At 72.6% G+C, this 6769-nt stretch carries 6 protein-coding genes and 1 pseudogene; 1 reads left to right on the top strand and 6 read right to left on the bottom strand.

Annotated elements, in window-relative coordinates:
* Nucleotides 1-16: 16 nt before the first annotated feature.
* Together ftsX and ftsE are read right to left on the bottom strand one after the other, a co-directional pair.
* Nucleotides 17-928 carry a permease-like cell division protein FtsX gene (gene ftsX / locus ABD308_RS03105; protein ID WP_344325131.1) on the bottom strand — a complete coding sequence of 304 codons (912 nt, stop codon included), beginning with the start codon at nt 926-928 and terminating at the stop codon, nt 17-19.
* Between the two features lie 76 nt (nt 929-1004).
* A complete protein-coding gene (gene ftsE, locus ABD308_RS03100) occupies nt 1005-1694 on the bottom strand; it encodes a cell division ATP-binding protein FtsE (RefSeq protein WP_344325128.1) in 690 nt (229 codons plus the stop codon).
* A gap of 350 nt (nt 1695-2044) precedes the next feature.
* On the opposite strand from ftsE, the gene ABD308_RS03095 reads away from it, so the two are divergent.
* Nucleotides 2045-2239 carry a hypothetical protein gene (locus tag ABD308_RS03095; RefSeq protein WP_344325125.1) on the top strand — a complete coding sequence of 65 codons (195 nt, stop codon included), beginning with the start codon at nt 2045-2047 and terminating at the stop codon, nt 2237-2239.
* An 82-nt stretch (nt 2240-2321) separates the two neighbouring features.
* Here the strand turns inward: ABD308_RS03095 and prfB are convergent, their stop codons facing one another.
* From prfB to ABD308_RS03075, 4 genes and pseudogenes are all read right to left on the bottom strand, one after another.
* Nucleotides 2322-3434: a peptide chain release factor 2 gene (gene prfB, locus ABD308_RS03090; protein ID WP_344325122.1), complete on the bottom strand. Its 1113-nt coding sequence runs from the start codon at nt 3432-3434 to the stop codon at nt 2322-2324.
* A gap of 294 nt (nt 3435-3728) precedes the next feature.
* Nucleotides 3729-4988, bottom strand: coding sequence for a serine/threonine-protein kinase (locus ABD308_RS03085; RefSeq protein ID WP_344325119.1), 1260 nt, complete (start codon nt 4986-4988; stop codon nt 3729-3731).
* Nucleotides 4989-5228: 240 nt separating this feature from the next.
* The gene (locus ABD308_RS03080; RefSeq protein WP_344325116.1) at nt 5229-6413 is read right to left on the bottom strand and encodes a GH12 family glycosyl hydrolase domain-containing protein; all 1185 of its coding nucleotides are present in this window, start codon (nt 6411-6413) and stop codon (nt 5229-5231) included.
* A gap of 65 nt (nt 6414-6478) precedes the next feature.
* Nucleotides 6479-6769 (bottom strand): annotated as a pseudogene (locus tag ABD308_RS03075) (serine/threonine protein kinase); the annotation flags it as partial.

The following is a 6769-nucleotide window of genomic DNA, read 5'->3' as shown; positions in this document are numbered from 1 at the left end:
TCGGGACCGTCCCGGCCTAGACCTTGAGGTACTTGCGGAGGGTGAAGAAGGCCGCGATGCCGGCCATGCCCATACCCACCACGACCAGCAGCGGAATGACCGCCAGCACCGAGGACAGGCCGATGAAGTGGATGAACTGCACCCGCTCGGCGAGCCAGTTCTGGACGAAGAAGTGGCCGCCGAGCAGCAGTCCGGAGGCCATCACCGCGCCGAGCAGCGCGGAGAACGCGGCCTCCGCGATGAACGGCATCTGCACGTAGAAGTTCGAGGCGCCGACCAGGCGCATGATGCCGGTCTCGCGCCGCCTGCTGTACGCCGACACCCGGACCGTGTTGACGATCAGCAGCAGGGCGACGAAGAGCATCAGCACCATGATGACGAAGGCCGCCGTCTGGAGGCCGTTCAGCAGGCCGAAGAGGTTCTCCAGGATCTTCCGCTGGTCCTCGACCGACTTGACGCCGGGTTTGCCGGCGAAGGCGCTCTGGATGACGTCGTACTTGGTCGGGTCCTTGAGCTTGACCCGCCAGGACTGCGGGATGGCCTCCGGGCCGAGGACGGAGATGAGCGGGTTGTCCGGGTTCATCTCCTTCCAGTGCTTGTACGCCTCGGCGGAGTTCTCGAAGGTCGAGGACTGCACCACCGAGTCCATCTTGTCCAGCTGGGTCTTGATGTCGGCGATCTGCTGGTCGGTGGCCGCGCCCTTGTCGCACTGGGGCGAGTTCCGGGCGTCGGCCTTGGTGCAGAAGTAGATGCTCACCTCGACCTTGTCGTACCAGTACCCCTTCATCGAGTTGACCTGGTCGCGGACCAGGAGGGAGGCACCGGCGAGGGCGAGGGAGAGCGCGACGCTGACGACGACCGCGATGGTCATCGTCAGGTTGCGGCGGAGACCCACACCGATCTCCGACAGGACGAACTGGGCGCGCATGCGTTCAACAACTCCAGGGTCGGTACTGCTGGTCGGGCGAGGCGGGCGGGCGGCCCACGGGGTCAGCGCCGATCGGTCAGTGCTGGTATCCGTAGACGCCGCGGGCCTGGTCGCGGACCAGCAGCCCCTTGTCGAGCTCGATGACGCGCTTGCGCATCTGGTCGACGATGGCCTGGTCGTGGGTGGCCATCAGCACGGTGGTGCCGGTGCGGTTGATCCGGTCGAGCAGCTTCATGATGCCGACCGAGTTCTGCGGGTCGAGGTTGCCGGTGGGCTCGTCCGCGATCAGCAGCATCGGGCGGTTCACGAACGCCCGGGCGATCGCCACGCGCTGCTGCTCACCACCGGACAGCTCGCCCGGCATGCGGTCCTCCTTGCCGCCGAGGCCGACCAGGTCGAGCACCTCGGGCACCACCTTGTTGATGGCGCTCTTCGGCTTGCCGATGACCTCCAGCGCGAACGCGACGTTCTGCGCGACGGTCTTGTTCGGCAGCAGGCGGAAGTCCTGGAAGACGGTGCCCAGCTGGCGGCGCATGTGCGGCACCTTCCAGTTGGACAGCTTGCCCAGGTCCTTGCCCAGCACGTGCACCTCACCGTTGCTGGGGCGCTCCTCGCGCAGGCACAGGCGCAGGAAGGTGGACTTGCCCGAGCCGGACGAGCCGACCAGGAAGACGAACTCGCCCTTCTCGATCTCCAGCGAGACGTTGTCCAGGGCGGGACGGTTCTGCTTGGGATAGGTCTTGGAGACGTTGTCGAATCTGATCACGGCTGCATCACGGAGGCCATCCTAGGCGGCGCCAGTCCTGGGTCGGTCCGCCCCTCGGTATGCCCGGCCCGGGGCGGGCGAGGGGAGCGGAACGGCCGCTCCCGGCTTGGGACCATACGCGAACGGGTGCCCGGCCCGCAGGTTCAGGCCGCGACAAGGCCACGGAACCGGAGGAGAATGTCCCGGTATGCCCCGAAAATTGGGAGCCATCTCACAGCGCGGGGGCCGGAACGCCCGGAACCTGGCACAGTGGAGGGTGCGGTCGGGCACGACCGCTCCGCCGCACAGGGCATGAGAAGGAACCAAGGCCCGGTCCGGTGCGTTTGCAGTAGCAGCGAGGAGGAGATCGCATGACCTGCGACCATCTGGTGTGCGCCCACTGCAACGGCCGCGTCAGCGAGGGCCGCTGCCCCGCGTGCCGTGCCACCCGGGCCCGGCTGCAGGAGCAGCAGGGCCCGTTCGCCGCGCTCTCCCCCGCGATGCTGCTGGCCGTCCTGGCCGGACTGCTCGCGGTGGCGCTGATCGCGCGGCAGGCGCTGGCCTGAGCGAAGACGTACGTACGGGAAGGCCCCCGACCGGTGAACCGGTCGGGGGCCTTCCTCCGTTCCGCCCTGCGCGGGCCGCGGACTACTGCGCGGCGGTCTCGCGCTGCTTGCGCCAGCGGATGCCGGCCTCAATGAAGCCGTCGATGTCGCCGTCCAGCACGCCCTGCGGGTTGCCGACCTCGAACTCGGTGCGGACGTCCTTGACCATCTGGTACGGGTGCAGCACGTAGGAGCGCATCTGGTTGCCCCAGGAGCTGCCGCTGTCCTTGAGCGCGTCCATCGCCGCGCGCTCCTCCTGGCGGCGCCGCTCCAGCAGCTTGGCCTGGAGGACGTTCATCGCGGACGCCTTGTTCTGGATCTGCGAGCGCTCGTTCTGGCAGGAGACCACCACGCCGGTCGGGATGTGCGTGATGCGCACCGCCGAGTCGGTGGTGTTGACGCCCTGGCCGCCGGGGCCGGAGGCGCGGTAGACGTCGATGCGCAGCTCCGACTCGTCGATGTCGACGTGGTCGGACTGCTCGACGACCGGCAGCACCTCGACACCGGCGAACGAGGTCTGCCGGCGGCCCTGGTTGTCGAACGGGGAGATGCGGACCAGACGGTGGGTGCCCTGCTCGACGGAGAGGGTGCCGTAGGCGTAGGGGGCCTTGACGGTGAAGGTCGCGGACTTGATGCCGGCCTCCTCCGCGTACGAGGTGTCGTACACCTCGGTCGGGTACCCGTGCCGCTCGGCCCAGCGCAGGTACATGCGCATCAGCTGCTCGGCGAAGTCGGCGGCGTCCACGCCACCGGCCTCGGCGCGGATGTTGATCAGCGCCTCGCGGGCGTCGTACTCGCCCGACAGGAGGGTGCGGACCTCCAGCTCCTCGACCGCCTTGGCGACGGCCACCAGCTCGGTCTCGGCCTCGGCGCGGGTGTCCGCGTCGTCCTCGGCCTCGGCCAGCTCGAACAGGACGCCCAGGTCGTCGATGCGGCCGCGGAGGCCCTCGACCCTGCGCAGTTCGCCCTGGAGGAAGGAGAGCCTGCTGGTCACCTTCTGCGCGTTCGCGAGGTCGTCCCACAGGTCGGGGGCGGCTGCCTCCTCCTCCAGGCGCGCGATGTCGGCCCGGATCTTGTCCAGGTCGAGGACGGCCTCGATCGACCCCATGGTCGTTTCGAGGTTCTTGAGCTCTTCGGAAGGATCGACGGCTGCCACGCCCCCCAGGGTAATGGTTCCCGGGGTGCACATGACGACCGCGGGTACGTCCGGGGGTCCGCGGGCGCCCGGAGCGCGCCGCGACGGACCCGAGGGTCCGTCTTCAAACCCCCGCCTGCCGGGCGACCCCTGGGCACGCACCTCGCCGCGTTGTCGTCGGTCGCCAATGGCCCCCAGCCTGACGGCCGGGAGGTGCCCCCACCGCATGGACTCCCTCCTCCGCCTTGCGATGCACGCACCCAGACGCCGCCCGGCCCGCCCTCCGGGCGGACGACGGGGGTTTGAAGACGGACCCTACGGCGCCCTCGGGGCGCTCGACGCTCCGGACGGGCGGGGCCCGGGTCCGGCGTCCGGGGCGGTGGCGGCGAAGGCGGTCCAGGCCGCGGCGGCGCCGGCCAGCAGCAGGACCACCGCCAGCAGCACGGCCAGCACCCGGCGGCGGCGCAGCAGCGCCTGGCGGTCCCGGCGGTGGGCCGCGCCCGGGGTGGTGCGCTGGGCCCGCGACTCGGCCGCGTAGGAGGCCAGCTCGTGCGCGGACGGGCGGCGCAGGCTGGTGTGGGTGTCCCGGGTGGAGTCCGGGGCGACGCCTGGCACCAGCGGCACGGCCGGGCCGCGGCGGCGCTTGTGGGTGCCGGGGGCGGCGTCCACCTCGGCGTACACCGCCTCGCCGGGGGTCAGCTGCTCCTCGGCCGGCGCCCGGCCCTGCTGCGGGACGGCCAGCACCGGCAGCCCGGCCAGGGCCGGAAGCTGCTCGCGCAGCCGGGCGGCCAGTTCGGCGGCGCGCAGCCGGGAGGCCGGGGCCTTGGCGAGGCACTCGGCGATGATCCGCCACAGGCCGTCGGGCAGACCGGGGATCGGCGGCACCTGCTCGGTGACGTGCCGGCGCAGCACCGCGCCGGTGTGGCCGCCGCCGAACGGGGTGAAGCCCGCGAGCAGCTCGTACAGCACGGTGGCGAGGGCGTAGATGTCGACGGCGGCGCGCGGCTCCAGGCCCTCGATGATCTCGGGGGCGAGGTAGTCGGGGGTGCCGATGATCCGGGTGGCGCGGGTGCGGCGCGGGGCGTCGACCAGCCGGGCCACGCCGAAGTCGGTCAGCTTGGCGCGCGGGGCGCCGCCCGGGCCGGGCGCGGCGGAGAGGTCGAGCAGGACGTTCTCCGGCTTGACGTCCCGGTGCACGATGCCGGCCGCGTGCGCGGCGGCCAGGCCGTCGGCGACGTCCGCGATCACCGAGGCGGCGAGCTGCGGGGGCAGCGCGCCGTCGCGCTCCAGCCGGGAGCGCAGGTCGGTGCCCTGGACCAGCTCCATCACCAGGGCGAGGTCGCTGCCGTCGACGACCATGTCGCGCACGCCGACCACCCGGGGGTGGTCGAGGCTGGTCAGCGCGGCGCGTTCCTGGACGAAGCGCCCGACCAGCACCTGGTCGGCGGCCAGGTCCTCGCGCAGCAGCTTGACCGCGACCGGACCGTCCGGGCCCTCGCCGAGCCAGACCGTCCCGGCCGAGCCCCGGCCGATCACCTGGTGGACGGTGTAGCGGCTGCCGATCTTGCGTGCCAATGCTGCTCCGTGGGCGGCGGGAGCGCTCGGGGAGGGTCCGGGGCGCTCGATGGGGCGGGACAACAGCGACCAACCTACGCGCCCGGACGGCCTCCGCGGGCCGCCTGAGCGTGCTCAGCGGGTCCTGAGCGGCGGGAAATCTCATGAATTGTCGATAAAACGCCAATCCCGTCGTGCGGTCCAGGCGGATGCCGTGGGCGGGCGGTCCGGAGCGGCGGCGCCCCGGTGCCGGGCGCCCCGTCAGACCACGTTGGCCGGCAGCGTCCAGCGCTGGCCGGGTGATCCGTCGCAGCCGGCCAGGTCGGCACCGCCGCCCGGCACGGACCCGGCCGCGGGGTCGCGCAGGCAGCCCGACGCGCCCTGGTTCCAGAGCGCGCCGGCCAGGCCGACCAGCCAGACGTGGTACGGCGAGCCGTTGCACGGATTGAGTGAGGCCGCGTTGCCGTCGGTGCCCAGGCACTTGCCTGCGTGCCGCAGCGTGCCGTCGGTCTCCACCGTCCACCACTGGTCGGACGAGCCGTCGCAGGGCAGCAGGGCGACCGGCTCGGGGCCGCCCGCCACGGTGCCGGGCAGGTCGGCCAGGCACTGGCCGCCGGGGGCGCCGACCGGCCCGGCCGGGCGGCCCGGGCGGACGTCGGTGGCGAAGGAGTCGGTGCGCAGTCCGGCGCCGCCGCTCCAGAGCTCGAAACCCGCCTCGATCGAGACCAGGTACCAGGAGGGGTCGACGACCCCCCGGGCCACCGCGTCCCGGACGAAGGCCCGCAGGTCGAGGCCGGTGACCGAGGTGGTCGGCGTCTGCGCCTGGTAGGCGACCATCGGCCACTGCCGGCCGTTGGCGGCGATGGTCAGCTGCCAGCTGGCGTACCCGGCCCCGGCCACGTACGCGGTGGACCCGGTGGGGCCGGCCCCCGCCGGGCGGCGGTCCAGCCAGATCATCAGCTCGGCCCCGTCCGGCTGGCCGTTCTCCGCCGGGGTGGTCGGGGTGGTGTTGAACCACAGGTCGTAGGCCACGTTGTAGTCCCCGACGGCGGGCAGCGTGGTGGACCAGTCGCTGGTCGCCCGGCCCAGTTCGGAGACCCGCAGCGGCAGTGCGCTGCCGGTGGAGCAGGTGTTCCAGTGGCAGCCGTCGAAGATCTCCGGGTAGGCGACCGGGCCGGCCGGCGGGCTCGCCGAGGCGTTCGAGGACAGCACGGTGAACCCGGGGCCGCCGTCGGTGCCCAGGCACATGGCGGTGCCGGGGCCGTAGGCGTTGTTGTCCACGACGTACCGTCCGCCGGCCACCGGCACCGTCTCGTAGTGCCCGCAGTGCGGCGTCCACGCCGCACCGGCCGCCGCCGGCCCGGCCGGCAGCAGCGCCCCCGCGACGGCGAGCAGGGCGCCCAGGAGGGCCGCCCCCCACCGGCCGGACGTGTGTCGCACCCTCATCGAAAGCCCCCCGGGATCGGTTCGTCCTGCCGTGCTCTTCGCGGTTCCCCGCGCGGTTCCCCCGGTCAGTTCTTCGCGCTGCCGAAGATGTCCGTCACCCAGTCCTTCGCGCTGGTGAACCAGTCCTGGACATCGGCCCAGTACTCGGGCAGCGGGGTGAAGTTCCACAGCGCCGCCACGGCCAGCGCCAGCACCAGCAGCACCATCAGGCAGCCCTTCAGGCAGCCCAGGCCCGGGATGTACATCCGGTTGCGGCCGCGCTGGCGCGGCTCGCGGCGCGGCGCCCCCTCACGGGGCGCCTCGCGCGGCGGCTCGGCGCGGCGCTGCGGGGGCTCGCGGTGCTGCGGTGCGGGCGG

Source organism: Kitasatospora putterlickiae (assembly GCF_039527695.1).
Taxonomy (GTDB): domain Bacteria; phylum Actinomycetota; class Actinomycetes; order Streptomycetales; family Streptomycetaceae; genus Kitasatospora; species Kitasatospora putterlickiae.
This window is presented reverse-complemented; position numbering and strand designations above follow the sequence as displayed.